The 24705-nt window shown below is 68.9% G+C and carries 19 protein-coding genes and 2 tRNA genes; 10 read left to right on the top strand and 11 right to left on the bottom strand.

Annotated features, from left to right (window positions below; translation table 11 throughout):
- Positions 1 to 90: 90 nt before the first annotated feature.
- Complete coding sequence (locus tag TRD_RS07800) at positions 91 to 918, bottom strand: deoxyribonuclease IV (RefSeq protein ID WP_041436943.1); 828 nt, start codon at positions 916 to 918, stop codon at positions 91 to 93.
- A gap of 105 nt (positions 919 to 1023) precedes the next feature.
- Here TRD_RS07800 and rfbD point away from each other — a divergent pair, with 105 nt between their 5' ends.
- Positions 1024 to 1866 (top strand): dTDP-4-dehydrorhamnose reductase, encoded by an 843-nt coding sequence (rfbD, locus tag TRD_RS07795; protein WP_041436052.1) that lies wholly within the window; start codon positions 1024 to 1026, stop codon positions 1864 to 1866.
- On the opposite strand, the gene TRD_RS07790 is transcribed toward rfbD, so the two are convergent.
- Positions 1832 to 3556, bottom strand: coding sequence for a cellulase family glycosylhydrolase (locus TRD_RS07790; RefSeq protein ID WP_143714669.1), 1725 nt, complete (start codon positions 3554 to 3556; stop codon positions 1832 to 1834). The two genes, rfbD and TRD_RS07790, sit on opposite strands and share 35 nt — an antisense overlap.
- Before the next feature lie 96 nt (positions 3557 to 3652).
- Here TRD_RS07790 and TRD_RS07785 point away from each other — a divergent pair, with 96 nt between their 5' ends.
- The 4 genes from TRD_RS07785 to TRD_RS07770 are packed head-to-tail and all read left to right on the top strand — an operon-like array spanning position 3653 to position 6842.
- Complete coding sequence (locus TRD_RS07785; RefSeq protein WP_052294081.1) at positions 3653 to 4417, top strand: HAD family hydrolase; 765 nt, start codon at positions 3653 to 3655, stop codon at positions 4415 to 4417.
- Entirely contained in the window at positions 4398 to 5360 is a 963-nt protein-coding gene (gene ispH, locus TRD_RS07780) for a 4-hydroxy-3-methylbut-2-enyl diphosphate reductase (protein ID WP_015922605.1), read from the top strand. Before TRD_RS07785 ends, ispH begins: the two co-directional genes overlap by 20 nt.
- 22 nt (positions 5361 to 5382) lie before the next feature.
- Positions 5383 to 6033, top strand: a complete 651-nt coding sequence (locus tag TRD_RS13700) for a phosphatase PAP2 family protein (protein ID WP_015922604.1) — start codon at positions 5383 to 5385, stop codon at positions 6031 to 6033.
- The gene (locus tag TRD_RS07770) at positions 6021 to 6842 is read left to right on the top strand and encodes a glycerophosphodiester phosphodiesterase (protein WP_015922603.1); all 822 of its coding nucleotides are present in this window, start codon (positions 6021 to 6023) and stop codon (positions 6840 to 6842) included. The genes TRD_RS13700 and TRD_RS07770 overlap by 13 nt, the downstream gene beginning before the upstream one ends.
- Here TRD_RS07770 and TRD_RS07765 read toward each other — a convergent pair.
- Positions 6818 to 7312, bottom strand: a complete 495-nt coding sequence (locus TRD_RS07765; RefSeq protein ID WP_015922602.1) for a GAF domain-containing protein — start codon at positions 7310 to 7312, stop codon at positions 6818 to 6820. The genes TRD_RS07770 and TRD_RS07765 overlap by 25 nt on opposite strands.
- 54 nt (positions 7313 to 7366) lie before the next feature.
- The gene (locus tag TRD_RS07760; protein WP_015922601.1) at positions 7367 to 9085 is read right to left on the bottom strand and encodes a CAP domain-containing protein; all 1719 of its coding nucleotides are present in this window, start codon (positions 9083 to 9085) and stop codon (positions 7367 to 7369) included.
- Positions 9086 to 9190: 105 nt separating this feature from the next.
- On the opposite strand from TRD_RS07760, the gene TRD_RS07755 reads away from it, so the two are divergent.
- Positions 9191 to 9601 (top strand): PRC-barrel domain-containing protein, encoded by a 411-nt coding sequence (locus tag TRD_RS07755; RefSeq protein WP_015922600.1) that lies wholly within the window; start codon positions 9191 to 9193, stop codon positions 9599 to 9601.
- Here the strand turns inward: TRD_RS07755 and TRD_RS07750 are convergent.
- Positions 9595 to 11187, bottom strand: a complete 1593-nt coding sequence (locus TRD_RS07750; protein ID WP_015922599.1) for a PucR family transcriptional regulator — start codon at positions 11185 to 11187, stop codon at positions 9595 to 9597. The two genes, TRD_RS07755 and TRD_RS07750, sit on opposite strands and share 7 nt — an antisense overlap.
- Before the next feature lie 85 nt (positions 11188 to 11272).
- Positions 11273 to 13618, bottom strand: coding sequence for a hypothetical protein (locus tag TRD_RS13695; RefSeq protein ID WP_015922598.1), 2346 nt, complete (start codon positions 13616 to 13618; stop codon positions 11273 to 11275).
- Between the two features lie 999 nt (positions 13619 to 14617).
- Here TRD_RS13695 and TRD_RS07725 point away from each other — a divergent pair.
- Both TRD_RS07725 and TRD_RS07720 read left to right on the top strand, forming a co-directional pair.
- Positions 14618 to 14701: transfer RNA gene (locus tag TRD_RS07725), tRNA-Ser, on the top strand.
- Positions 14702 to 14718: 17 nt separating this feature from the next.
- A tRNA-Ser gene (locus tag TRD_RS07720) sits at positions 14719 to 14813 on the top strand.
- Positions 14814 to 16607: 1794 nt separating this feature from the next.
- On the opposite strand, the gene TRD_RS07715 is transcribed toward TRD_RS07720, so the two are convergent.
- Positions 16608 to 17159: a hypothetical protein gene (locus TRD_RS07715; protein ID WP_015922594.1), complete on the bottom strand. Its 552-nt coding sequence runs from the start codon at positions 17157 to 17159 to the stop codon at positions 16608 to 16610.
- An 824-nt stretch (positions 17160 to 17983) separates the two neighbouring features.
- On the opposite strand from TRD_RS07715, the gene TRD_RS14625 reads away from it, so the two are divergent.
- Positions 17984 to 18175, top strand: a complete 192-nt coding sequence (locus TRD_RS14625) for a hypothetical protein (RefSeq protein WP_143714667.1) — start codon at positions 17984 to 17986, stop codon at positions 18173 to 18175.
- Positions 18176 to 18198: 23 nt separating this feature from the next.
- Here TRD_RS14625 and TRD_RS07710 read toward each other — a convergent pair whose 3' ends face one another.
- The 4 genes from TRD_RS07710 to TRD_RS07695 all read right to left on the bottom strand — a co-directional run bounded on the left by TRD_RS07710 (position 18199) and on the right by TRD_RS07695 (position 22080).
- Entirely contained in the window at positions 18199 to 18558 is a 360-nt protein-coding gene (locus TRD_RS07710) for a hypothetical protein (RefSeq protein ID WP_015922593.1), read from the bottom strand.
- Entirely contained in the window at positions 18555 to 19796 is a 1242-nt protein-coding gene (locus TRD_RS13685) for a peptidoglycan recognition protein family protein (protein WP_015922592.1), read from the bottom strand. The genes TRD_RS07710 and TRD_RS13685 overlap by 4 nt, the downstream gene beginning before the upstream one ends.
- A gap of 918 nt (positions 19797 to 20714) precedes the next feature.
- On the bottom strand, positions 20715 to 20939 hold the full coding sequence (locus tag TRD_RS07700; protein ID WP_015922590.1) for a hypothetical protein: 225 nt from the start codon (positions 20937 to 20939) through the stop codon (positions 20715 to 20717).
- A 253-nt stretch (positions 20940 to 21192) separates the two neighbouring features.
- Positions 21193 to 22080 (bottom strand): major capsid protein, encoded by an 888-nt coding sequence (locus TRD_RS07695; RefSeq protein WP_015922589.1) that lies wholly within the window; start codon positions 22078 to 22080, stop codon positions 21193 to 21195.
- Positions 22081 to 23299: 1219 nt separating this feature from the next.
- On the opposite strand from TRD_RS07695, the gene TRD_RS14990 reads away from it, so the two are divergent.
- On the top strand, positions 23300 to 24682 hold the full coding sequence (locus TRD_RS14990) for a hypothetical protein (RefSeq protein WP_015922588.1): 1383 nt from the start codon (positions 23300 to 23302) through the stop codon (positions 24680 to 24682).
- Positions 24683 to 24705 lie beyond the last annotated feature (23 nt).

Raw genomic sequence — 24705 nt, 5'->3', positions numbered from 1 at the left:
TACCGAGTCGGTTCCGGTCGCTGCCGCATCCTCATCATACCATTCTCGTCACGTTCCCGTCGTCCATGCTCGCCGGACAGGTCCCTCTTGTCAGGAGGCCACCAGACTGCGCAGGACGCGCAAATTCTCCACATCCTCGTGGAGCTCCGGGCTCTTTTCGGTCTCGAGCAGCCCCGGATGCTCGGCGAAACGCGGATCGTTGACGAGAAGACGAAATCCCTCGAGGCCGATTTTCCCCTGACCGATATGCTCGTGCCGATCGATCCGCGAACCCAACTCGCGCTTGGAATCGTTGAGGTGGAAGACGAAGAGCCGGTCCAAACCGAGGATGCGGTCGAACTCGTCCATGGTGGCGCGGTAACCCTCGGGCGTGCGGAGTTCGTACCCGGCGGCGAAGACATGACAGGTGTCGAAGCAGTAGCCGACGCGTTCCGGCTCGCGGACCCGTTCGACGATCGCGGCGAGCTGCTCGAACCGGTACCCGAGGCTCGAGCCTTGGCCAGCTGTCGTCTCGAGCAACGTCATGACACGGTAGCCGGGCAGGTCGGCGTGGAGTCGGTTGAGCGCTTCGGCGACGCGTCGGATACCGAACTCGAGTCCTGCTTCGCCGAACGCACCGGGATGCGTGACCAGGTAAGGGATGCCGAGAACCTCACAGCGTTCCAGTTCTTCGCGGAATGCAGTGATCGATTTCTCCCACAAGGCATCGTCCGGGCTGGCGAGATTGATGAGGTAACTGTCGTGCGCGACGGTCGGGAGACCGTAGCGGGCTGCTTTCTCTTTGAAGCGGGCGATCTCGTCCGGGGTGAGCGGCCGAGCTTTCCACTGGTTACTACTCTTGGTGAACAGTTGCACGGCTTCACAGCCGATTTCAATGGCGCGGTCGATGGCCCGATCGACTCCTCCAGCGATCGACATGTGCGCTCCGAACCGCACGTATCGCTCCTTCCACTTCGTCCTCGAACGCGCTCCCAGGCCCCACGCGCACGCTATAGTAACCGACGACGTCTGCGGAGGTCGGTGGTGCGCGTGCTCATCACCGGTGGACACGGCCAACTGGGACGTGCGCTGGTGCGCACCGCTCCAGCGCACACGGAGGTGATCGCGCTGGGAGCGGCCGAGTGCGACGTGACCGATCCCTTCACCGTGCGTGCGGTGCTCGCTCGGGTCGAACCGACGCTCGTCATCCACTGTGCAGCCTGGACCGATGTCGACGGCTGCGAGCGGCATCCGGAACGGGCCTGGCGCGTCAATGCGCTGGGCACGCAGCACATCGCGGCTGCCTGCGCGGCCGCCGAGGCAGCGCTGGTCGCGCTTTCCACCAATTATGTCTTCGATGGAGAGCAGGACGAGCCGTATCACGAGTTCGCGCGACCGCATCCGTTGAGCGTGTACGGGGCAAGCAAGCTGGCAGCCGAGGAGGTCGTCCGCGCACTCTGCCCGCGCCATTACATCGTGCGGACGGCCATGCTTTACGACGCGCACGGGCGCAACTTCGTCACGACCGTTCTGCGACTCGCGCGGGAGCAACCACGCTTGCGGATGGTCGCCGATCAATACGGGAGCCCCACCTTCGTGGACGATCTAGCGAAAGCGATCTGGCAACTGGTCGCTCAACCGGCCTACGGGACGTACCATCTCGTCAACGCCGGCAGGGCTTCCTGGTACGAGTGGGCGGTCGCGGTGCTGGAGACGCTCGGACTCGGCGTGCCAGTCGAGCCGATTCCGGCGAGCCAGTTCCGGCGGGCGGCTCGCCCACCGCGCAACGGAGTCTTGACCAGCCTGGCAGCGCCGGCGCTGGGTATCGTCCTCCCCGATTGGCGCGACGCGCTCACGCGCTGCTTGGCCCCGCTCCGCTCTGCCTGAGCGATGGAGCGGTCAGCGATGCAACGATGCGGTGACGAGTGCCGAGTCGGCGGAGCGTCCATGCCAGTGAGACCACGTTGAGCGCGAGCACGATCCCGGTCGCGCCGAGGAAGGAAGGGAGCGTATCCAGGACGAACGGTCGGCGGATGACGTTGGCCTGGAGGATCCCCCCTTGCGGTGACAGGGGACGGATGATCAGGGTATGAGGGCTATCGGCGAGGCCAGCTGCGGCGGTGATCCGCTGTGGCCTCGCGCTGGTATTGGCGAGAACACGCGGTGGGCGGTCGTCGACCTGCACGCTGATCCGCGTACCAGGAAGCAGGGTGAGGTCGACGCGCGGCCCGCCGAAGAGGAACTCGAGCGTCCCTGCGGTGTTCTGTGGTACCCAGGCCTGGCCAGCTGGTGTCGCGCGACGTTCCCAGCCCTCGCTCGCCTGCCAGTACCGGCTGTCCGCCGCGTAGGCTCCGGTCCACGCGCGGTCGAGGATGGGGCGAGCGCGGGCGAGGAGCTGAAAGGCCGGACGGGGTGTGAGATCCCATTCCACGATCGCGAAACCGCGCGTCGGATCAGCGGCATTCGCTGGATCGTCCGGCGGAAGCCACCAGCGGAAGTACCAGACACAAAGGACCCCGATCCACGGCCACTCCCGCTGGGCGCGCAAGTATCCCTCGTAGAGATAGCGCGCCTGTTGCTCGAGGGTGACTGGTCGTCCCCAGACGGAAGGGAGTCCCTGCCAGTCGGGGGGGAAGGCGACCCAATTGTATTCCGCCACCCAGAGCGGCTTGGCGTGATCGCCGTAGCGCACCATGATCTCCCGCGTCTGGATGACGCGGGAGAAATTGTTGCGGGCGAACTCGACGCGCCGGTCAGAGGGACTGTAGCCGTAGCCGTAGACCATGGCACTGGCGATATCGAAGTAGGGGGCGGCACCTGCCTGGTACATTCCCTCCAAGAAGAGGAGATCGCTCAGGTTCTCCGGCCCGGTTTGGTCGGTGGGAGCGAGTCCTGGCATCAGGACGAGCACAGTGGGATCGGCACGCTTGGCGGCCTGGTATGCGAGCGCGAGGAGCCGAGTGAAGGCGGCTGGATCGATCGGCTGGCAACCCCACTCGTTCCGCAGATTCGGCTCGTTCCAGATCTGGATGTAGCGGATCTTTCCTCGGTAACGGGTGACGACCGCCTCGACGAAGCGAGCGTAGTCTTCGTAGTGGGTCGGAGGGCCATCCGGGCACTGGTCGAGGTTCGGCTGGCCGGCGCGTGCCCAGCGGGGAGGTTTGTCGAGGCGAGCGATGATCTCGATATCCCGCTGACGAGCCAGTTCCACGATCCGGTCATACTTTTCCCATGTACTGACGTTCCACTTCGTATCCCAAAAGACACCCGGTTCCGGCTCGATCTCGTACCAGAAAAACGGCTGGCGAATAAAGCTGAAGCCGGCAGCGGCGATCATGTCCAGCATCTGCGCGACTTTGTCCGGATCGGGCTCGGCTTGCAGGAAGGTATTGATCCCCAAAGGATTGACGTCAGTGTGCGCGATCGGTACCGCCTGCTCACCGGTTTCGATCCCCCGCGTCATCGTCCGAAAGGCGACGATGTTCGCGGGTATGCTGGCGACCAGGCCGAGGATGACGAGCGCATGGAGCACCACCAGCCACAGGTTCCGGTACCGATCAGCGAACCAGCGCACCATCGCGTACTCCACCGTCCTCGTAGAGAGGATAACCGCTCACCCGTAGCCTGCTCGCTGGTCGATCCTGCTCTGACCGCGTAGGCTTGGGTGGGGTAGATGAGCAGCATGCCGATCCGGCTGGTCCTGTTCGATCTCGACGATACCCTGTGCGATCACCGGGGCTCGTTCCGTCTCCGGGTAGAGACGGCGCTGGCTGCTCTTCCCGACGAGGTACTGTCCCTGGAACGCGACGTGATCGTGGCGCTGGCGCTGGCCCAGCCGAGCCACACCTGGGAGGGAGTGCAGCGGGCACTGGAGATGGCCGGATGCACCGATCCCGCGTGGCTGGAGCGCGCGTCGGCGGTGTATGCGCGCGACCGGTTCTTGGGGCTTTCGCTCTTTCCGGACAGCGTGACGGCTGTCAGGGCGATCCAGCGTCGCGCTTTGACCGGACTCGTGACGAACGGACCGAGCGCGATTCAGCGGGCCAAGCTGGCCCGGCTGGGAATCGAGCGGTTGTTCCCGATCGTCGTCGTCTCCGAGGAGATCGGTGTGGCCAAGCCGGACCCGGCGATCTTCCAGTATGCGCTCCGGCTGGCGGGTGTGCGTCCGGAAGAGGCGCTGTACGTGGGCGATCATCCGGTCAACGACGTGGCTGGAGCACAGCGTGCTGGGCTCACCAGTGTCTGGTGCAACCGGTACGGCCAAGCCTGGCAGGGGGATGTGGAGCCGCACTTCGGGGTGGCTTCGCTGTGGGAGCTCTATCGGGAATTGGAGGAATGGGCGAGCAGCGGGAGAGCGCTTTTCCCCGGGGGTATACTCGGTGAGAAACGGGGAGCGGCGCGTTCGCGAGGAGGCGACGATGACCGTAGCGACGGGTGAGAAGCGAATCGTCCTCGCGGAAGTCATGGGTTACTGTTGGGGTGTGCGCCGAGCGTTGGAGATCATCCAGCAGGCTGCCCAAGCTGGCCCGATCGCGACGGTCGGTGACGTGATCCACAATCCGCAAGTCGTCGAACGGCTGAAGGTCCAGGGGATCGAGCCGGTCAGCTCGGTGAGCGAAGCGCGCGAGCGTGGTTTCCGGCGCGTGGCGATCACGGCGCACGGGGCGGGACCGCAGCGTGCGGCGGAAGCCCGCGACGCTGGACTGGAGCTGATCGACACGACCTGCCCACTGGTGACCAAAGTACAGCGCCTGGCCGAGAAGCTGGTGCGTCAGGGCTACTTTCTCGTCGTCTACGGCGATGCTCACCACCCTGAGGTGCGCGGCGTGCTCGGTTGGGCCGGAACCTCACGGGCGGTTGCGGCCAAGCATTTGGAGGATTTGCCGTGGAAAGGGCCGCGCGGCGTGCCGGGTGTCGTGGCGCCGCCGCGTAAGGTCGCGGTGGTGAGTCAAACGACCAAGCAGACAGACGAGTTCCTGGCCTTCGCGCTCGGCCTGGCCAATTGGGTAGCCCGGCATGGGGGCGAGATCCGGATCGTCAATACCATCTGCCAACCGACGTGGGAGCGGCAGGAAGCGTTGCGCGCGCTGGCCCGCGAAGTCGATGTCCTGCTCGCAGTGGGTGGAAAGAAGAGTTCCAACACGGCGCGCCTCGCCGAAGTCGGCCGCGCCTGTGGTGTTCCCAGCTACCACATCGAGCGACCGGAGGAAATCGACCGTGCGTGGCTCGAGGGGAAGCGGGTGGTCGGGGTGACGGCTGGTGCCTCGACGCCTGACGAGGTCGTGCTCGCGGTGGTCGATCACCTGGCGGCGCTCGGGTACCAGCGCCCCGAACGCTTGTGGCGCTACGAGGCACCGGATCTCGACGATTTCGCCGAATAGCGAAGGGCAGTGCGAGAGCGCTATGGACTGCCGGCGTCGAGTTCCAGGAGTATTCGCGCTCGCAGGTGCTCTCCTGCTCTACGTGCTGCTGGCGCTCTGGGTGCGTCGGCATCCCCAGTCGTCTTGCGAGTTGGCGCTGCTGCGTCGGCTCCAGACGAGCATTCCACCGAAAATCGGTCATGTCCTGCGCTGGGTGAGCTGGCTCGGCTTTCCCCCGCAGAGCGTGTTGCTCCCGAGTGCGGTGATCGCCGCGTTCTGGTGGCGCGGCCAACGAACAGTGGCGCTCCAGCTTCTCTCGACCTGGACAGCGAGCACGGTCAGCTTCGTGACCAAACGCCTGATCCGCCGCCCGCGCCCGAATCATCCCTCCATCATCGTCCCGGTCACGCAACCGCGTGATGCGAGCTATCCGAGCGGGCATGTGGTGACGTATACAGCCTTTTGGCTGGCGGCGCTGACTGCAGTGGCCGAGCGTGTGCCCTGGGCTTGGGTGCGTGGTCTGCTGCTCGCTTGTGCTGGTCTGCTGGTGGCGACAGTGGGACTCTCTCGGATGTATCTCGGTCACCACTGGCTGACCGATGTGCTCGGTGGGTATCTCCTGGGCGGGAGCTGGTACGGCTTGGTGCGGCTCCTGCGGTGCGCGGGTGAGCGAGCGGAGTCATGCGAAGCGTGATCGACCGTCCTTTCACGGTCATCGCCCATCGGGGGGCGGGGAATTCGCCGGGTGACAACACGGCCGAGAGCTTCCAGGCCGCACTGGCGGCTGGGGTGCCAGCACTGGAGTGCGATGTCCGGCAAACTGCGGATGGGGCGCTCGTGCTGTTGCACGATGGCGTGGTGCCGTTGCCGGGTGGTGGCCGGCTCGTCGTGCGGCAAGCCAGCCTGGCGGCCTTGCGGGTGGCCATCCCGTCGCTCCTGACGCTGGAAGAATTTCTCGAGGAGTTCGGCGAGCAGGCCCTGGTCAATCTCGACCTCAAAGGGAGCGGCTTCGAGCGACGACTGGTGACGATCGTGGAGCGGTGGGGGCATCCGGAGCGGGTCTACATCACGAGCCAGCACGCGGCCAGTCTCCGCCGTTTGGCGCTCTCGCTCCCGACCGCACTGCGTGGCCTTTCGCACGGCCACGCGTTCACGCGCTTTCCCCGGCGGGTCGCCGGACGAAGCGCCTTCCCGATGCGCTCGCTCATGGCCGTCCAGTTGGCGCTCACCCTGCGGCTGGCGCGGGCTGATGTCGTGGCGCTCCAGCACCGGGTCGTCACGCCATGGTTGACCCGCTGGTTGCGTCGGCAAGGCTGGCAGGTGACGACGTGGACCGTGAACGATCCGCGCGAGGCGCTCCGCGCGCTGCGTGCCGGCGTTCGCGCAGTGACGACCGATGTTCCCCAGCAGCTCCTCGAGGCACTGGCCAAGCGGCAGGCCTATCCAGCACCGGCGAGTACCTGGGACGAGCTTTTCGGTCAGGCAGCGCTCGCGCGGTGGTGAGGGAGCCGTTCGGCGAGTTCACTGGCCAGCCATTCCAACAGGGCGCGGTCCTTCTCGTCGAAGGCGGCCAGCTCATCGCTGTCGATGTCGATTTCGCCGATCACGTCTTCATCCTGCCGGATCGGGACGACGATCTCCGAGCGGGTCGAGAGGAAGCACTGGAGATAGCGTGGATCCTGGCGGACGTCTGGAACGATGATCGTCTGTCCCTCGCGAGCAGCGGCCCCGCAGATGCCCTGGCCGATCGGAATCCGCACATGCTCCGTGGCTGCGGGGCCTGACCAGGCAGCGAGCACCAGTTCGTCTCCCTCGACGAGATAGATGCCGACCCAGTCGTACCAGGGAACCGTCCGCTCGAGGATGCGGCAGACATCCTCAGCGAGTTGCGGAATCTGGTCACTCAGGGCCAAGCGGGCCTCGAGCGTCTGTCGCACCTGCTGCAGGATGGCGTCGCGCGTCGCCTGGCTCATCCCTGCTCGCTCCTTTCGATCGTCACCGAATGCCGGCCACGAGAGCACACTGCTTCACCCTGCTGGCGCCGGCGTACCGTAGCGCCACTCGTAATAGTGCCGGCCAACGTTGCCCATTTCCACTCGCCAGCTGGGATCGTTGTCCGGCGTGTAGGTCAGGATGCGGCGTTCGAATGCCTGGACCAGCACCCAGCGGAGTTCGCCGCTCACCCGCACGCGGACCCAATACGGATCAGCGATGGGCCGACCGACGACGTACAGGGGGTCCCAAGGCTGCTGGCCGAGCCAGTCGACGAACGGCCGGGCGATGTTGTGGCCGGTCACCTCGTCATAGGCGGCAACGGTCACGCCGAAGCTGACCAGGGAATCGTCGCTCGTGACCGTGCCGTCGCGCCACAGTACCTCGCGGATCAGCTGCCCGGTCCGGTTCGGTGCGTGCACGCCGGATACCAGCGACGAGTGGGGACGCAGACTGGCGTAGGTCGGGGCGTCAGGGTTCTGCGGTGCAGGGTCACCGGCGAGCGGCACTCGAGCCGGGGAGCGCACTGTGAAGCGGTTTTGACCGACCGCGACGCGACCGAGCACCATCTCGCTGACGAGCAATCCGCTGGTCACGAACCAGGGGGAAGCAGGATCGCCCCCTGGATCGGTGATCTCGAGGCGCGCCTTGTCGAAGTAGACGACCTGGCGGCGCCCACCCGGAGACTCGGCATAGGGCTCCCAACGAGTGGCCCAGGCATCCGGGCCGAAGGTCCAGCCAGCGCGCTGGCCGCTCGCGACCGGCCCATCGGTCGCGCGCCACTGTTGTTGAATGACAGCTGGGGCGGAGGCGAGGCCCGGTGGAACGGGAAGAGCGAGTGCTGGTGAGCCAGGGGACAGTTCCTCGCCTGCTCGTGCTGCTGTCCGGAAGGTACCGGTCAGCCGGAAGGGGCGACCATCGGCAGTGCCTTCGATCACGTACTGGTAGCTCGCCCCCGCTCGCAGCGGTTCCGTGGCGGCGAGAAACGCCGAGCGTCGGCTGAGCCATCCCGATCCGGTGGCGAAGTGACTGGGGACGACCTGCCCTTCACGCCGGATCTCGCCGCGCGCAAAGGAGACGTCGCCCGGACCGAAGTACTTGGCCGTGATCGGATAACCGATCGGATACATGGCCTCGGGGAACGGGTTGGGTGCTTCGCCCCAGAAGTGGGTCGGTACGCCGGTCATCCCGTCGAGCGGCCAGACGACCCACTCCGGGCTGGCCTGCTCGGTCCAGTCGCCGAGCGTTCCCACCATCACGACCTCGATCCGCACGTTGCCCTCGTTGACCGCGCCGAAACCGATGTGCTGATAGCGCGGATCGAGGAGTGGCAAGCGATGGTTCACCGTGCCGAGAAAGGCCTCGGCAGCAGCGCTGAGCGAGCCAGTGAAGGCGATGTTCTCGTTGACTGATCCTCTGTAGCCCTGGGCCTGGGCACGGGCGAGGATGTCTTCCCCAGTAAAGCCGGGCTTCCCCGGCTTTTCGCGATGAAGCCCCATTCCCGCCAGATCGGGATCACTGGCATTGAGGAAATAGTACCGTGCATGGGCCTGGGCCGCGGCGTCCAATGCAGGATGGCGCACGAGCGGACTCAGCCCACTCCAGGCACGCCAGTGGTTGATGCGCTCCAGAGCGAGCGTCGCCTCGTCGCTTGCTGCCTGCGCGATCGTGCTGGGGAGGAGGCTCGCGACGACGATCGCGACGAGGAGCAGGCGATACCCGACTCGGCGAATCCCCCCACGCTGCTTGTGCACCCCGATCCCCTTTCCCTCGACCGGTACGGTGCTTCCTTATACTACGCCACGGGGGCATGGTTGTCCTGACCCATCGGTCACGGTCGGGCTCGCCGGAGGCGTGGCATGACGTTCGATGCACGCGATATCCGCGTCGGGATGGATGTTTTTACCAGCGACGGGGTCTATCTCGGCACGGTGCGGCGTGTCGAGTTCGGCCCACTCGAGGTCCGTCCTCGTTCGGTTTTTTCAACCGAGGGGAGCCGCGTATCGGGTGAACGACTCGGTCCGCAGCCGACCGGCCCGCTCGGCAATCCTGGCCCGATCACCCAATCAGCCAGACAAGCTTATGCCAGTGCGCCCGACGATGCGGTGCCGCTCGGTGCCGGTACCTTCCTGGTCGGCAGACTGCCTATCCCGCTGGGCTGGCGACGGATTCCGGTACGCGATGTCCAGGTCGTCTCGCTGGAGCGGGTCGTCCTCGCCCGGTCGGCCGCCGAACTCGGTTTTCGTGTCCCGCGGCGTCGCGCTCACTGAGCGGCTGGCGGCTCCGCTGGTGGCATGCTCACGAGCAAGAGCGCCAGATGCAAGAGCAGCCGGTCGCGTGGATCGGCCAGATTGCGACCAGTCAGCTCGCTGATCTGTGCCAGGCGATAGGCGACCGTATTGCGGTGAATCCCGAGGTGCGCGGCGACCTCCGAAGCGCTTCCGCAGGCGAGGAAGGCTGCCAGCGTGCGCAGGAGTTCCTGGGCTCGCTCGTCCTCCTCGAGGAGCGGGCCCAACAGGGAGCGAGCGAGTTCGGTGGCTCTGTTTTCTCCCCAGAGTGCATAGAGGAAGGCGAAGGGGCCGGTATCGGCGAGCGCATCGAAGCGAGCGATCGGGCCAGGTAGGGCTCCCTCGCGGATCAGACCAGCCAGGAAGCGAGCCTGGCGCAGCCCTTGCGGCACCGCGCGCAGGTGAGGGACCGGCTCCGCGAAGACGAGGAACCATGCTGGCTGATTCCGCACCGAAGGAGCCGCGAACCGGGGCGGGAGAAGAGCCGGAGGTTCGGGAAAGGTGGGGCGTACCAGGCTGCGTGCCCTGTCCTCCACTGCCGCTGCCTCGTCCTCCGTGAGGAGAAGCGCCAGGGTATCCCCAAGGGGAGTCGAGCGGTCGCGTGCGCTCGGCTCCAGGATGCGACGGAGAACGCGTTCCGCTGCCTCTGGCTCGCCGCTGGCAGCGAGGAGCGCGACGATCACCGGCTGGTTCGGACCGAGGCCGAGTCGTTGGGCAACGAGGGGGAGCGTGCTTTCGCTGACCCGCCCGAGCAAGAGGTCGGCGACGAGTTGACTCGAGGGAGTGGGGCGTGCGGTGCGGCTTTCCTGTGCCAAGAGGCTGGCGCACAGGCCGGCGAGCAGCGAAAGCACGAGGCGATCCCGCTCCGTCGTCTCGCCCGCCACGGCGAGGAGCGACAGATAGGCGACCCGACCTCCGGCGGTGATGGCCGTCAGCAAGCGCTCGCCCAGCGACTCGCTGAGGAGGCGTGTCGCGGGATGCGGGCGTGCCTGAGCGAGCGCGGTGGGGGGAGCCGGGGTTGGTGTCGGACCAGCTGCGGCCAGCAGGCGACCCTCGCTGTCCTGGAGCAGGAGCGAGCGATTGCTCGCCAAAGCGGCCGCCTGGAGCACCGCGTCGAGCCCGCCACTCAACGCGGCGCGCGAAAGCTCGCGGGTGAGTTCGGTGGAAAGCCGGTAGAGTGCCCGCCGCTGCTCGGTCAGCAAGCGGTTGAGCGTCGGCTCCAGATCGAGCGGGAGAGGCCCGGGAAAGAGGAGGAGCGGCAGCGAGCCGACCGGCCCCTCGATCAGGTTCGGTTCGGTGACGAGGGCGGCGATCGGTGCCTCGGCGAGCGTGTCCAGGAGGTCTTCGGCCTCGGCCAGGCCGGAGGCCTGGATCTCGCGCAGGATGCGGCCGCTCAGGATGACGAGTTCGTCGCCGCGCGGTGGCGGTAAGAATGGTGGAGCAGCCCGCACACTGATCGCCCAGGAGATGGGACGCTCGAGGGCGCTCTCCTCGGAGAGGCCGGGAGGGCAAGCGAGAACGAAGCGTCGATCCCAGCGGCAGAGATCGCGGAGGATCAGTTCAGCCATCGTGCTCCCAGCGGCGTCGTCGCCGACCACTCCGGCTGGCGCCGTTGCCAGCCGAGCTGCAGTGTAGCACGTTTCGGCGTATCCCTCAGCGCGGCAGCGCCACGACTCGTTCGACCAGGAGTTCGTCGCCGGAATCGAGCGCGCCGACGAGCGGACCGCGATCCCACCAGAGACGCACGCGAACAGTGGGTGGCTGAACCGGATCGAGTGCACAGGTGTAGAGCGAGACCGCGAGGGTTCCGGTGCCGCTCACCCGGAGCGAACTCGGGCTGGTACAGGCCGGATCGCTATCGAGGTCAGCCGTCTCGTCGCTGATCTCGAGGAGAAGCGGGGTGTTGGGAAGCCCCGCGGCACTGGCAGCGAAGTCGAGTCCTGGACCGGTCGCGTCCCAGGTGGGGAGAAGGCTCGTTCCCAGGACCGGCACTGACCAGCCGGGAGCGAGCGGCGTCCCGGTCGCGCCATCGGCGAGCACCGTCGCGTTCACTTGTGTGCCGCTGGCGACCAAGCGACCAGTCGCCGCCGAGACGATGGCCGTCCCGGTGAAACGGGACGTGACGCGAATCTGTTCCGGGAGATAGAGGACGGCGAAGCCCTGGGCGGGGATGGGAAGCTCGAAACGCATGGGGACCGGCGCGCCCAGCGACCAGAGTTCGACAGTGGTGGGAGCAGGCGCTGTCGCGGCGTTGGCGATCGTCAGTCCGGTCGCGTCGCCGAGCTCGGGTGGCAGATCGGTCGTGGCGAGCGGAAAGAGCAGGGAGATGCCGGGATCGAGGGGTACCAGTGCCGGCAGCGTCAGCGCCTTGCCGGATCCTGCCTGGTACTTCACCGCGTCGCCGATCAGCGCGACCGGACCATCAGCGGTGACGCTGAGCGCTGCCAGTTCCCGGAACCCCGGCGGTGGGCTGCCCGGGTAGAGGTCGGGCCGGTAGAACACCTCGTGTTCGCGCGGTCGGAGCGTGTGCCGCTCGCTGCGGAGGATGGTCCCCGCGGCATCGCGATAGGCGAGATCGACGGTGACCGCACTGTTCCCCAGGTTGGTGAGCGCGATGCCGGTGTTCCAGCCACTGTGGTTGGCGTAAACCAGCGGGAGGACGAGGTTCCGCGCTGGTTCGGCTGGATCGACCGCGACCGTGCTCACGGCAAGTCGGTGGCTGGGCTTGAGGCGGTCGGCGAAGGCCAGCGGGCCGCAGCTGCTGCGGATCCACGCACTGCCGGTGAAGTCGCTCGGCAGCGTGAGCGTCCGCAGATCGAGATGCCACACCTGGCCGCTCTCGAGCGTCTGACTACCCGACCAGGCCAGGTCACCGCGGCGTCCGTAGAGCTCGACCTGGACTGGGCAGCTCCGCTCGCTCGTGTGAGCCAGGTGGAGCACGGTCGTCCAACCGTTGTTCCGCTGAACGAAGGGGACGACCGTCACCCCGGCCCGGGCAGGAGTGACCGCAGGAAGACTGGAGGCGATGGTCGCGCCGCTCAGCGAGCCGGTCGAGCTGGCTGGAGCGCCGCTGGTGAGGAGCAGCATGGCGGCGACGCGAGGCTGGCGACAGACGGCCTCCTGGGCGTGGACGATCACCGAGTAGCGCGCTCCGGTGGGAATCCCACCGTCGTCATCGTTGGACGCTGCACCCCACTGGATCGTGACGGCACCGCCGCTCACCGTGGCCTGCCAGCGACTACTGGTATCGAGGGCAGTCGGATCAGCCAGACCCAGACTCGCCCAGTAACGCGGTCCGTAGCGTACCTCGACCGCCGTGATGGGGCCGATCCCCTTGGGTAGAGGAACACTGTCCGCGTCGTCAAGGGCGCCCTTCACGGCGGAAAGCTCGATGGCGCGGGTGAGCGCGACGCAGGAGGCAGCGTCGCCCTGGAGCGCATCGGTGGGCGCGACCAGATGCAGTGCGACCGGCTGCCCATCAGGGCAGTCGATGACCAGCACCGTGTAGGGGGCGGTCGGCTCCCAGCCGGGGAGCGACCAATCGATCCAGACCTCGTCGGCGAGGGCACGCCAGCGGAAATCGATCCCTTCTTGGAAGCCAGCGATCTCGATCCGGTCGACGGCCAAAGCAGCAGTGGGGAGGTGGATCCGGTCGATACCGTCGAGTTCGTGGACACGCACGGTAGCCGGGTACTGACGGCAGGCACCAGTGAAGAGCTGGCTGGGCAGAACGATCGCGTGAGCATGGGGATCGACCGTGACAGTGCGGAGGCGTTGACCGCCCGCGGTGCGGAGTTCGACGGTGAGCGGAACCGACTCGGGATTTTGGAGGACGAGCGTGCCGTACCAGGGGCCGGTATCACCGTAGTGCTCGCCATTGGGGACGAAGGGAAACAGCAGAACCGGGGGCGAATCGGGCGCACTCTCCTGAGCGGCGATAGGCGGAACGACGAGCGCGCAGAGCAGGAGGACCGAAACGAACAGACGCACGATCCGCATGGCGAGCCTTTCCCACCCTGGATGGGCGCTCGCCCAGCGGACGCGCGCCCCGCACAACCCACCGAATGTCCTGGCGATCATACGGAGCGAAAAGTGCCGTGTCAAGATCGGGAACGGTCGAGCGGAAGGGCTTCACTCAGGCCACCTCACGGAAGCAGCAGCGATCGCGCGACCAGTGCGGAGGTTCGGCAGCGTTCGCGGCGAGCGAGCCATCTCGGGCGCGGCAAAAGAAGGCCGGGGTCACTCGGCAGCAGCGGTCCTGCTGCAGCGGATCGGCGACGAGGCTGTAAGCTGTCCCCGTGCAGCGTTTCCTGCCCGCTCCGGTGCGGTCGAAACCGGAGGCGTGCGGCGTGCAGCCAGGGCGCCGGCGGCCTTGTCAGCCCACAGCGACACGGTCGCAACGGGTATCCGGCGCGGCAGATACGCTGAGCAGTCGCTGTTTCGAGCCTCCATCGCTCTTACTGAAACGATGCGAACCGGCTGGACCTGCGCCTGACCGACCGGCGTTGCGAGCCCTCAGCGATCCTGCCGACATCCCGAGGAGTACCGCGCGAGGCGCTCGCGCACCCGGTCGTGCGCACTGCCATCCCGTCTCCGGACCTGGCAAGCTCGGACCTGCGTGACGGCCCAGGCGACGAGCTCTCGAGCGGCGACGAGCCGATGCGGTCGAGCGCCGGCGGGAGCACCGTCGATCGACCGAGCTGCTGCCGCCCACCGTGCACGGTGCACACAACGAGCGCCCGGCTCGCCACAGCTGGACTCACCGGCCGGACCAGCCTGGCTCCCACGATGGCCGAAACGCGTTCTCCAGCGACGGACGCGGCCAGTTGTCCGGCCCTGCTTCCTTCCGCCTCGCGCCCGTTCGGGCGGCGTCCGGTTGGTTCTGGCCGACTGCGCCGGACCATTCCGGCCTTGCTGGAAGGGTGCGCCGATGATCTGGTATACTCTCGCAGTGAGCCTCACGCTCGAGCATTGCTGGTGCTCCTGAGCGTGCTGTGCGGAGAGGTGGCCGAGTGGTTGAAGGCGGCCGTCTTGAAAACGGCAAGGCGATGAGCCTCGGGGGTTCGAATCCCTCCCTCTCCGCCCAGGTGCTCGTAGACGGGAAGGTGCCTGAGAGGTCGAAAGGGGTCGCCTGCTAAGCGATTGGGGTGAGCAAAACTCGCCCCCGTGGGTTCGAATCCCACCCTTCCCGCCAGCGAGAAAAGTGGGGTCAGGGGTGTCGTCAGACACCTGTTGGAAACCGCTGGTCAGGGCCGAGTGGTAACGTGCATCCGTCCGGCCAGCGGACACTCCATGGCGCGGCGGCCAGCCAATCAACTGTACGGACACACGAACCTGCCGGGTTGCCCCGGCGAACACGAGCTACTCGAGCGAGACGCTCGGGTACGTCGTGCCAGTCTCGACGCTTCCCCCGAACCACTCCTCGAAGGCGCCGAGCCAGCGCACGACCAGCGAGTCCCGAGAGCGCCAGCCACGCCGGTGCAAGATGGCGTCCAGTGGGGTTCCACAGAGGTCGAGGGAGTCGGTTGCTCGGCGCGCATCCGAAGGGAAGCGTGCCGGAGTAGTTCCCCGGCGCCGGAACCAGTCGCGGGTGCCTCGTGCATCCCGCCAGCTGGGCGGTCAGCGACCGGTCAGCGACGAGGGCCACCGGGCAGTTTTCCTACCGCTGCGCGGGCCGAGTCGGACGGTCGAGCGCGCTCGCGGAGACAGCCTCGCCAGCCGGATGGCCGAACGCCCTCGCGCCATCGACAGCTCGGCCCGCTGGTCACTGGCCGGTATGGCCGCGGGCGTGTCACGCGCCTCTCGCTCTTCTGTTGCCGACCGCTCACCCGAGGGGCCAGTCGTGCCCCCTTGGGTGGTCCCCTGCCCGGCAGACAGGGCGGGCAGGATCAGCTGGGTAGGGCTGCTGATCGGAAAGTCAGACTGTCGTCGATCGCACGCTGAGCGGGTGACGCCCCACGCGGCGGAGCGCGCGGGTCACGAAGGCCAGTGAAGCACCAGTCCGCCGGCAGGCGCCGTGTGCCCCGGCCGCCCGCGTTCCGGATTCCGTCACCAGCCGGATCGTGGGCGGCACTCTGCCATGGGGAGATCGTCCTCATGGTGTGGACGCGGCCACACGACCGGCGGCTGGGCCGTTCCGAGTACCGCGGGAGCAGAGCGCACAGCCGGTTCCTGGGTTCCCAGCCCGGTGGGCGAGCTGGCGCGTCGCCCCGACAGGGGCAGGTCAGCGCATCGCCGGTGCGGCGGACACTCGCCCGAAGTCGGTGCCACCGTCCGCGTCCGGTAGAGGGCAGGCGGTGCCGGACCCGCCGGCCCGCGGGGCCGGCCGATCGACGCCTAGGGGTGCAGTGGTGCCTCGACCCTCGCTGCCGGGGTGGTCGGCAGCGAACGCCCGGGGCTGAAGCCCCGGGCTCAGTCCGCAAGCCCCCTGAAGGGGGCTGTGAGGCGCACAGGCGCCTGGGTCGATCGGCTGGGTGCGGGCGCCGTGTGGATCAGCCGGCTTCAGCCGGCTTGGGGACTGAGCCCGGTCGTTCACGGCCGGGCGATCGTGGAGAGGGCCGCTCTGCTGGTCTGCGCTGCGTGTCGTGCGGGACGTGTCGGCCACGATCGATTGCCGCGCCAGTGGCGCGGTCGGGCGAGGCGCCGCCTCGCCCCGACAAGGTGGGACGACCCATCCCCGATCGGCGAGAGAGGCATCACCGTGATGCGCGACCCCCCGTCTGGTAGGGGTCAGGCGCTGCCTGACCCGCCGGCCCGGCAGGGCCGGCCATCACCACGTATCGTGCGGATGACCACGGTCCGGGGAGCGTTGCCGCCACCGGGACGCGTTACCGCACGGTGCCGCGCTGGTGCGCAGCGGGCGAGGCAGCGCGTCGCTCCCACCAGGAGGGTGCCGCCCCCGCGAGGGCGTGTGGTCGCTCGCCTGGGCAGCCGACGACCCCCGCCCGGGAGAGGCAGGCGCTGCCGGACCCCTGAGCGGCGCGTCGCCCTACCGCAGCGACCGGCTGCACAGGACACGCGGCAGGGCGCGGGCTGCCCGCTCGCGCTGGAGCCGCGCCTGCTCGAGCGCGGCGACGAGTGGCCCGACCGGCCCCTGGTGGCGACCCTGCTGGACCAGCGCCTGGACGAGCAGCGCTTCGACAGCGGCGGCTAGCAGAAAGGTCTCCTCGGCCGGCCCGCTGAGCGGCAGGGGATCGCTGGCGGCATCCGGCAGCGTGCGGCGCTGCCAGCAGCGCAGCTCCAGACTGCCGCTCACCGGCTCGGCGAAGACCAACTCGCCAGCCCAGACCGACCACCCGGCGAGCGGCTGGCCAGCGTGCAGCACGGCCAAAACGCGCTGCACCCCGCTCGGGAGCGGAAGCCGGTCGGTGCCGCCCGCGGCCAGCTGGACCACCGCGGTGGACGGTGCCAGCTGGTCGAGCTGGGCCAGCCCGATGGCGAGCGCCGTGTCCAGGTCCTCGTCCGACCAGGCGGGCGGTGTTGCCTGGTCGGCGGCGAGGCGGCGCAGCGCAGCGCGCGCTGCCTCGAGCGTCAGCGTCATGGAACACCTCCTACTCGTCGCGCAGCAGGGTGCCGCTGGACGAGCGACCCCCGACCGCTGGTTGCCGCCGTACCGTTGCCAGCACCGCGCGGGCGGGGCAGCGCCCCGCCCCGACCTGGTCGGGCGGATGTCGCAGGTGCGGCACGCGCCGGCCACGGTGCGGCGATATTCCCGTCTGGTAGGGGTCAGGCGGTGCCTGACCCGCCGGCCCGGTAGGGCCGGCCGATCGACGCTTAGGGGTGCAGTGGTGCCGCGACCATCGCTGCCGGGGCGGTCGGCAGCGAACGCCCGGGGCTGAAGCCCAACCGTTCACGGCCGGGCGATCGTGGATACGGGCGCTCGGCTGATCGGCGCTGCGTGTCGGGCGAGACGTGTCGGCCACGATGCATTACCGCGCCATGCGGCGCGGTCGGGCGAGGCAGCGCCTCGCCCCTACAGCGTGGCGCGCTGCATCCCCGGTCGGACACATGGGCGCCACGGGTGGCGGCAGCCCCCGCCATGGAGGGGTCAGGCGCTGCCTGACCCGCCGGCCCGGAGGGCCGGTCAATCGCCGGTGGGGCGATGGTTACGATGCCGGCAGGATCGGCGGACCGGGCGATGCATACGACGGATGTTGCCGCGCCGGCAGCGCGGTGGGCGAGGCAGCGCCCCGCCCCGACACAGGTGGTGCGGCCCAGCACCATTGCGCCGCATAGCCGGCTCCGGTCAGGTGAGCGGTGCCACCTCGTAGGGGTCAGGCGCTGCCTGACCCGCCGGCCCGGAGGGCCGGTCAATCGCCAGGTGCGGCGATCGGCACAGTGGCTGGCAGATCGGCGACGTGTCCGATGCAGGCTACGTGGCTGTGCCCGCGCCTCTGGCGCGGTCGGGCGGGGCAGCGCCTCGCCCTGACACAGGTGGGTGGGCTGGCGCGGCTGGAAGGGCCAGCCGTCACCGGCCCGGTGGTTGGCCCCGTCCTATTGCGGGCAGGTGGTGCCGGACCGGCCGGCCCGCCAGGCGGCGACCCCCGGGTGGGGTGAGGAGCCTGGCAGCGGGCCGCCCCTCACTCGGCGGCCTCCTCCGTCATCCCCAGCTCGAGTGCCAGCTGCGCCAAGAGGTCGGCCAGGTCGTTCCCCTTTTCGCCCACCAGGAGGCGCTGGGCGCGCAGCGCCCGCACTTCCACCTCCACCAGGCGCGCCACGTGCCGCACCAGCTGGCGGGGATCCGGTTCGGCCAGGAGCACTTCCCCCAGCACCTGGCGCAGCGCGGCGATCTCCCGCTCCAGGTCGCCTGCCGCTGTGCTGGTGCGGAGCAGGGCCAGGATCCGCTCGGCCAGCGCTGCCCGCTCCGGCGGCACCGTCTCCGCGGCTGGTGCGGTCGACGCGGGCCGGAGGGCCGGACGGCGGCGCTCGCGTCCGCTCACGGTGCCTCCTTTCCCGCCAGGGCCAGCGCGCCCAGGCGGCGCAGCAGCACCTGGCGGCCGGGTGGCCGCTCCTCGTGCCGCTCGAAGCAGGCGCGCTCGAACCACTGCACCCAGTGCTCGTGGCCGTCCTCGCAGGGCTCGCGCCGCTCGGCGCTCAGCGGGTAGCCGAAGAGCTCCAGTCCACCGCGGGCTTCCCAGAAGGCCAAAAAGTCGCCGCGTAGCGTGTAGCCGGTCTGCGGGAAGAACCGTCCTGCGGCGCGCAGCTGTTCGGCCACCCGGTCAACAAAGCGCCCGAACCCCTGCGCCAGCAACCGACGCGGGCACCCCTTCCCGCTCCAGCGCTGGTGCGGCACGACCCGCTCGGCCGGGAGCCCGAACGCACGACAGAGGGCAGCGGTCAGGCGTGCCCCGTGCTCCTGGGTGCGCGCCCAGTCCGAGCCAGCATGCACGCAGAGCTCGATCGCGACGCTCGTCCGGTTTCCCGGACCGCTCGGCCCGTCCCCGGCGTGCCAGCCGTTCTCCACGACCGGCAGGAGCTGCACCGCTTCGCGGTCGTCCACCACGAAATGGAAGCTCACCCCTTCCGGCCCACCCCCGGCGTGGACGAAGCGGCGGTGCGCCTCGGCATCGGCGCCGGGGTTTTCGTTCGCCGTCTCGTGGATCGTGATCCAGGCCGGCTGCAGCGGAAAGCCGGGCCGGTTGGGGGCACTGGGCGGCAACCAGGCCAGACGCAGGGGGACACCGGCGACCGGCTGGCCGGCGTGCTGCGCCATGAAGGCGCGCACCGCGGCCACATAGCGTGCCGGATCGTTGCCGTCGGCTGCCGGCGCCCAGAGTGGGACGATCCGCTCGACGCTCCAGGCACCCTGTTGGCGATAGACGAAGCCGGGGTCGACCAGCCGTCGCGCGAGGTCCCGGAACCCGTCGGTCCAGGAGGGATAGCGCCAGAAACGGCCGCGGCCAGGCACGCTGACCGGCTCGCCCACGCCGGTCCGGCTGGTCCGCGTCGCGCCCGGGTTGCGGAGCTCGTGCGCGGCGACCAGCCCGGTCGTCCCGCAGCGCGATTCGTGCCAGAAGACGGCCAGGGCGAAGAGGGGATCGACCCCCTCGGCCGCGACGGCTGCCCAAGCCTGCGCTGCCTCCGCGGCGGCCGGCGAGCCGACCGCAGCCAGGATCTGGGCGAAGCGTGCGGCATCGATGCGCGGCAGGACGCCGGTGACCAGGAGTTCCTCGGACATCGTCTCCTCCTTCCTCGGATGGTCGGTCGAACGGCTCGCAGGAGGGGTGGGCGGACGCGGCTCGTCCGGAGCCCGCCGGTCGCGCTTGCGGGCAGCTTAGGCCTTCCCGGGCGCGTCACCGCACGGACAGCCGCACTAGCCGAACAAACGCTCGTCGAGCCGTCAGCAGATCCGCCTGACCACCTCTCCGAGCCCACATGGTCGCAGCTGGACACCCTTCAGCCCCCGGCCCCGCTCGGTGGGGGAGAGGGGGCGGCGCACCGCGCGGGCGAGGCTGGGCGCAGACGGTCAGGCTGGCGTCATGCCGTCGGCGGCGACGTGCGCTGGGCACGCCGAGTGGACGCGCCGCGACCGCTCCAGCACGACGGCGTGGTTCTCCGTCACCTCGTCGTTCGACCGGCGCACGGAGGTCGCTGCCGGCCAGCTGCGACCGGCCGTGGCCCCAAACGCCCCGTCTCTCGGACCGTCGGCCGCGCAGACGATGCGAGCCGGCGGACAGCGGAAGGGGACGATGGACGGACCGTTGTCTGCCTGCCGACGGACCTTCCAGCCACCCAGCTGCCGGTCGCGCGACGCCGACCTTCGCCGTCGCGCAGCAGCGGTCAGCCGTGTGCAGCCCGTGTCGCGGCGTGCGCCCCGCGTCCAGGACAGCTGGAGATCGGGCGAAGGGGTTCGACGCCGTCGCGGGCTCGCTCCGCAGTTCACCCGGCACTGGCTGCGCGGTGGCTCTGCCTCGGTAACTCCCCGCTCGCTCCCGCGGCGAGCATGCCCCGGTTCCGCCAGCCGCGGCCTGCCTGCGTCGCCAGGCTCCGCCGGCTCGCTGCAGGAGCGGCGGAGCCGCTGAGCGGCGGAGCGCGGTCTCCTGAGGAGAGAGCGTCGAGCCAGCGGTCAGCATGCCTGTGGCGAGCAGCTGGGCGCTCAGCCCCACAGGCGGAGCAGCAACTCGAGCAGGATAGCGCCGACGACGGTCGTGAACAGCTGGTCGACGCGCCGCCGCAGGTCGGCCAAGTCGCGTCCGAGCTGCTCGACCATCTGGCGGGTCAGGAGCTCGTAGGCGGTGCGTGGCCGCTCGGCCAGCTGGCTCGCTCGCCGACGGGCGAGCAGCCGGCGCAGGCGCAGCGCGCCGCTCCCGGTCGTGGTCATCGCTCACCTCCCGCTCGATCGCGCCGGTTCCACCGACCGCGAAACACCCTCGAAGGAACGGTCCGCTATGGAGACGCGTCGCTCGCGCTGGACGCCGGCGCGCCCGCCAGCGACCGGTCGCGAGCTGCCCCAGCGCCGCGCCCGGCCGCGCTGGCCGGACGCGGTTGCGAGGAGGCAGGGACTGCGCCGGCGAGGGGGAGCGCGCTGCCGGTCGGGCACTCCCCGCTCGCCGATTCCCAGCCCCGTCGCGCGGCTAGTTGGCCGCGATCCCCTGCAGCCGGGCGACCGCCACCGTCGAGAAGAGGGCCAGGCCGCAGTACCAGCGGACGCGCCAGCGCCGCGCGTTCTTGGTCTCCAGCGCGCCCACCTCCTCGACCACGATGCCGCCGTTCTCCAGCCCCATCAGCCCGCTCGGCCCCCACTTGACAGCGTAGATCGAGGAGAGGCCGGTGCCGGTCCCGAGCGTCTCGTTGTCCGGCACGAAGTCGTCGACCAGCACCGGGATGCCGTCGTAAAAGAGGACGCGCTGACCGAACTGGTCGACATCGCTCTCCAGGACGGTCCCGCTCTGGCGGCGCAGCTGGCTCAGCTTGCGGCGCGTCCGCTTGGACATCAGGAGCGCGTCCGGCTTGCCCGGCTTGACCAGATCGACCAGCTGGTCCAGGAGCTCCAGGGTCAGGCTCCCGCCGTTGGGGCCGGGCTGGAAGGTCTGACTGGCCGGGACGAGTCGGCGCAAGCCGTCGAACTGCTTGGGATCGGCGCTGGCGTCACCGGTGTAAAAGGTGGCGAGGAAGGCGTGCGCGACCGCCTTGGCCTTGCTCTGGATGACGATCGCCTCCAGTTCGTTGGGATCGCGGTAGGTCTGCAGGAGGAAGTGATCGATGTCGGCATCGCCACCCAGGATCTTCAGCCCGGTCGTCACCTGGGTGAAGGTGGGGGTCGATTCCGTCCAGGTATCGCCGACCTCGTAGAAGGTAGCGGCCGGGAGCGTCGCCTCGCGGTTGTAGGTGAGCCCGGTGCCGACCACCTCCATGAAGGGGAGGCGCTGGAGCACCGGCGACTCCATGACGATCGTCTCGATGACGCCGCGCAGCAGCATGTCGTCGGTCAGTTTGGCGGCTTCTACCTTGGTCAGTGCCATCTGGTTCTCCTCCTTCGTGCGACGGACTCGACTGAAACCTCTGGCCGTCGTCGGTCGCGCGCTGATCACCGCCCAGCCCGGTAAGGGTCAGGCGCTGCCTGACCCGCCGGCCCGGCAGGGGCGGCAGACCGACGCCTAGGGGTGCAGTGGTGCCGCGACCATCGCTGCCGGGGCGGTCGGCAGCGAACGCCCGGGGCTGAAGCCCCGGGCTCAGTCCGCAAGCCCCCTGAAGGGGGCTGTGAGGCGCACAGGTGCCCGGGTCGATCGGCCAGGTGCAGGGGCCGTTGGGATCAGCCGGCTTCAGCCGGCTTGGGGACTGAGCCCGGCCGTTCACGGCCGGGCGATCGTGGAGAGGGCCGCTCGGCTGGTCTGCGCTGCGTGTCGTGCGAGACGTGTCGGCCACCTTGAATCGCCGCGCCCCTGGCGCGGGCGGGCGAGGCAGCGCCTCGCCCCTACAAGGTTGGGCGGTCCAGCACCAGTGCGCTGCATGGCCGGCTCCGGTCGGGTGACCGGCCCCGTTTTGTAGGGGTCAGGTGGTGCCTGACCCGTCCGGCCCGCCAGGGCCGGCAGACCACCACCGGCGTGCGACGTCGGTCGCGATCATCGCCGCATCCTGGCGCGCAACCCGGATGTTGCCGCGCCGGTGGCGCGGTCGGGCGACGCACCGCGTCGCCCCTACATGAATGGGCGGGCGCATCACCGGTGCCGCACCTGCCTGCCACGGTGGGGCGGTATCCCCATTTTGTAGGGGTCAGGTGCTGCCTGACCCGCCGGCCCGGCAGGGCCGGAAAGGCGTTGCGGGCGCGGTGGGGAACCGTGTCAGCCGGATCGCCAACGCCCACGGTGGTGCGCCGCGCTGTTTGCCGCGCCAGTCGGTGGGCTGCCCCAGGCTCCTGCCCCGCACCGCGCCGGCCAGCGACCGCCGTGGCCGCGGTCCCCCACACCCCGGCCGCGCCGCACAGCTGGCTGGCGGCGCGACCCGCGACCCCCGAAACCATCCACCACCCTCGCACGTTGTACCGGTAGGAGGCGCGATGGGCGCCGGGCGCTTCCGGCCGGGCGTCCGGTCGCCCGGGAGAGACGAGGAAGGAGGTACGACCGTACGCGGAGCATCTTGACAGCGCGCACCCTATCCGCTATACAGGGGGTGGACACGGACGGCAACGCGAGCGCGTGGACGGTCGGCCGGGCGCGTTGCCGCGAGCATGGGAGGTGACCGATGAGATTCTCGCGACCGTTCCGACCGGACGGGGACAGCCGGCTGGGTCGCCTGCGTCGTTGGGCGGGGACGCGGCGCGGGACGACGGTGCTGATCACGCTGGCCCTCGTCTTGGCGCTGGCGCTCCCGACTGTCGCCCAGCAGTGGGTCGGTGCCGGGCACAAGATGCCCAAGCTGCCGCCGGAGTCGGCCATCGCGCCGGCCGCGCCCAAGAGCGGCGACTGCCAGTACTTCCCGGAGACGCAGCACAACCTGTGCGGCGAGTTCCGCGCGTACTGGAACCGCACCGGCGGGCTGATGATCCACGGCTACCCCTTGACCGAGGAGTATTACGCGCCGGAGCTGGGGGTGGTGACGCAGTGGTTCGAGCGCTCGCGGCTCGAGTTCCACCCGAACAACCCGCCGCAGTTCCGCGTGCTCCAGGGCCACGTCTCGCGCGAGATCCTGGCCATGCTGCAGGCGGGCTGGACCGGTACGCCGGGCGCGACCCCGACCCCGTATCCGACCTACACGCCGTATCCGACCTACACGCCGTATCCGACCTACACGCCGTACCCGACCTACACGCCGTTCCCGCCGCCGCCGACGCCGCCGCCGACGCCACCTAGCGGCTACGTGCTGACGATCACACCGGCGAGCGATACGCGCGTGCTTGGGCTCGATCCTGATGGCGTGGGCTCGCTCACCGCGAATCAGCGGCGCGTCACCGCGAAGCTGACTCTCGGTGGATCCCCAGTGGTCGGCCAGAACATCATTTTCACGGTCTCGGTTACCGGTGGCACTATTGCTCCAACCGCCCCCCAAACAGTCGCGACGAACGCGCTGGGTGAGGCTTCGGTTGTCTATACGTTCACCGATGACGCGACGGTGGGTGGGTACTACGTGGTCACTGCCTGTGCCGACGTCTCTGCGCCGTTCGGCGCCTGCTCGGGCGAGCCGATAGCGACCACTATCACGTACATGGTCAATGCGACCTTCACGAGCACGCCGAGTCCGTTCAACGTGGCAGAGGCAAATGCCGGTGGTACGAACACGGGTGTGGATGGTTTTGTTCGAGTGGAAACAGCGGGTCCTGACACTCCGCTCACTGCGGCCCTGAAAGTGGTTCTCGAAATTTCGGACACTTTCCCAGTCAGCGCAGGTAATGCGAATGGTTCCTTTGCTGCCTGCAATAGCACGGACGGGACCGACAAGGTCAGCGCGACTGTGAACCATACGGTGCCATTTGACCAAAATGTTTGGGCTTGCCATTATGTCAACGATGGGAGTGATGACACATTCACGGTCAGAGCACATTGGGACGTCAATGGCAACGGTATCGTCGACACGGGTGAGCCGCAGATTTCCGGCTCGCCGATCACGGTCACGATCGTTGACTCTTAAGAGTTCATGATAACACTTGGCTA

This window comes from Thermomicrobium roseum DSM 5159 (assembly GCF_000021685.1).
Classification (GTDB): domain Bacteria; phylum Chloroflexota; class Chloroflexia; order Thermomicrobiales; family Thermomicrobiaceae; genus Thermomicrobium; species Thermomicrobium roseum.
This window is presented reverse-complemented; position numbering and strand designations above follow the sequence as displayed.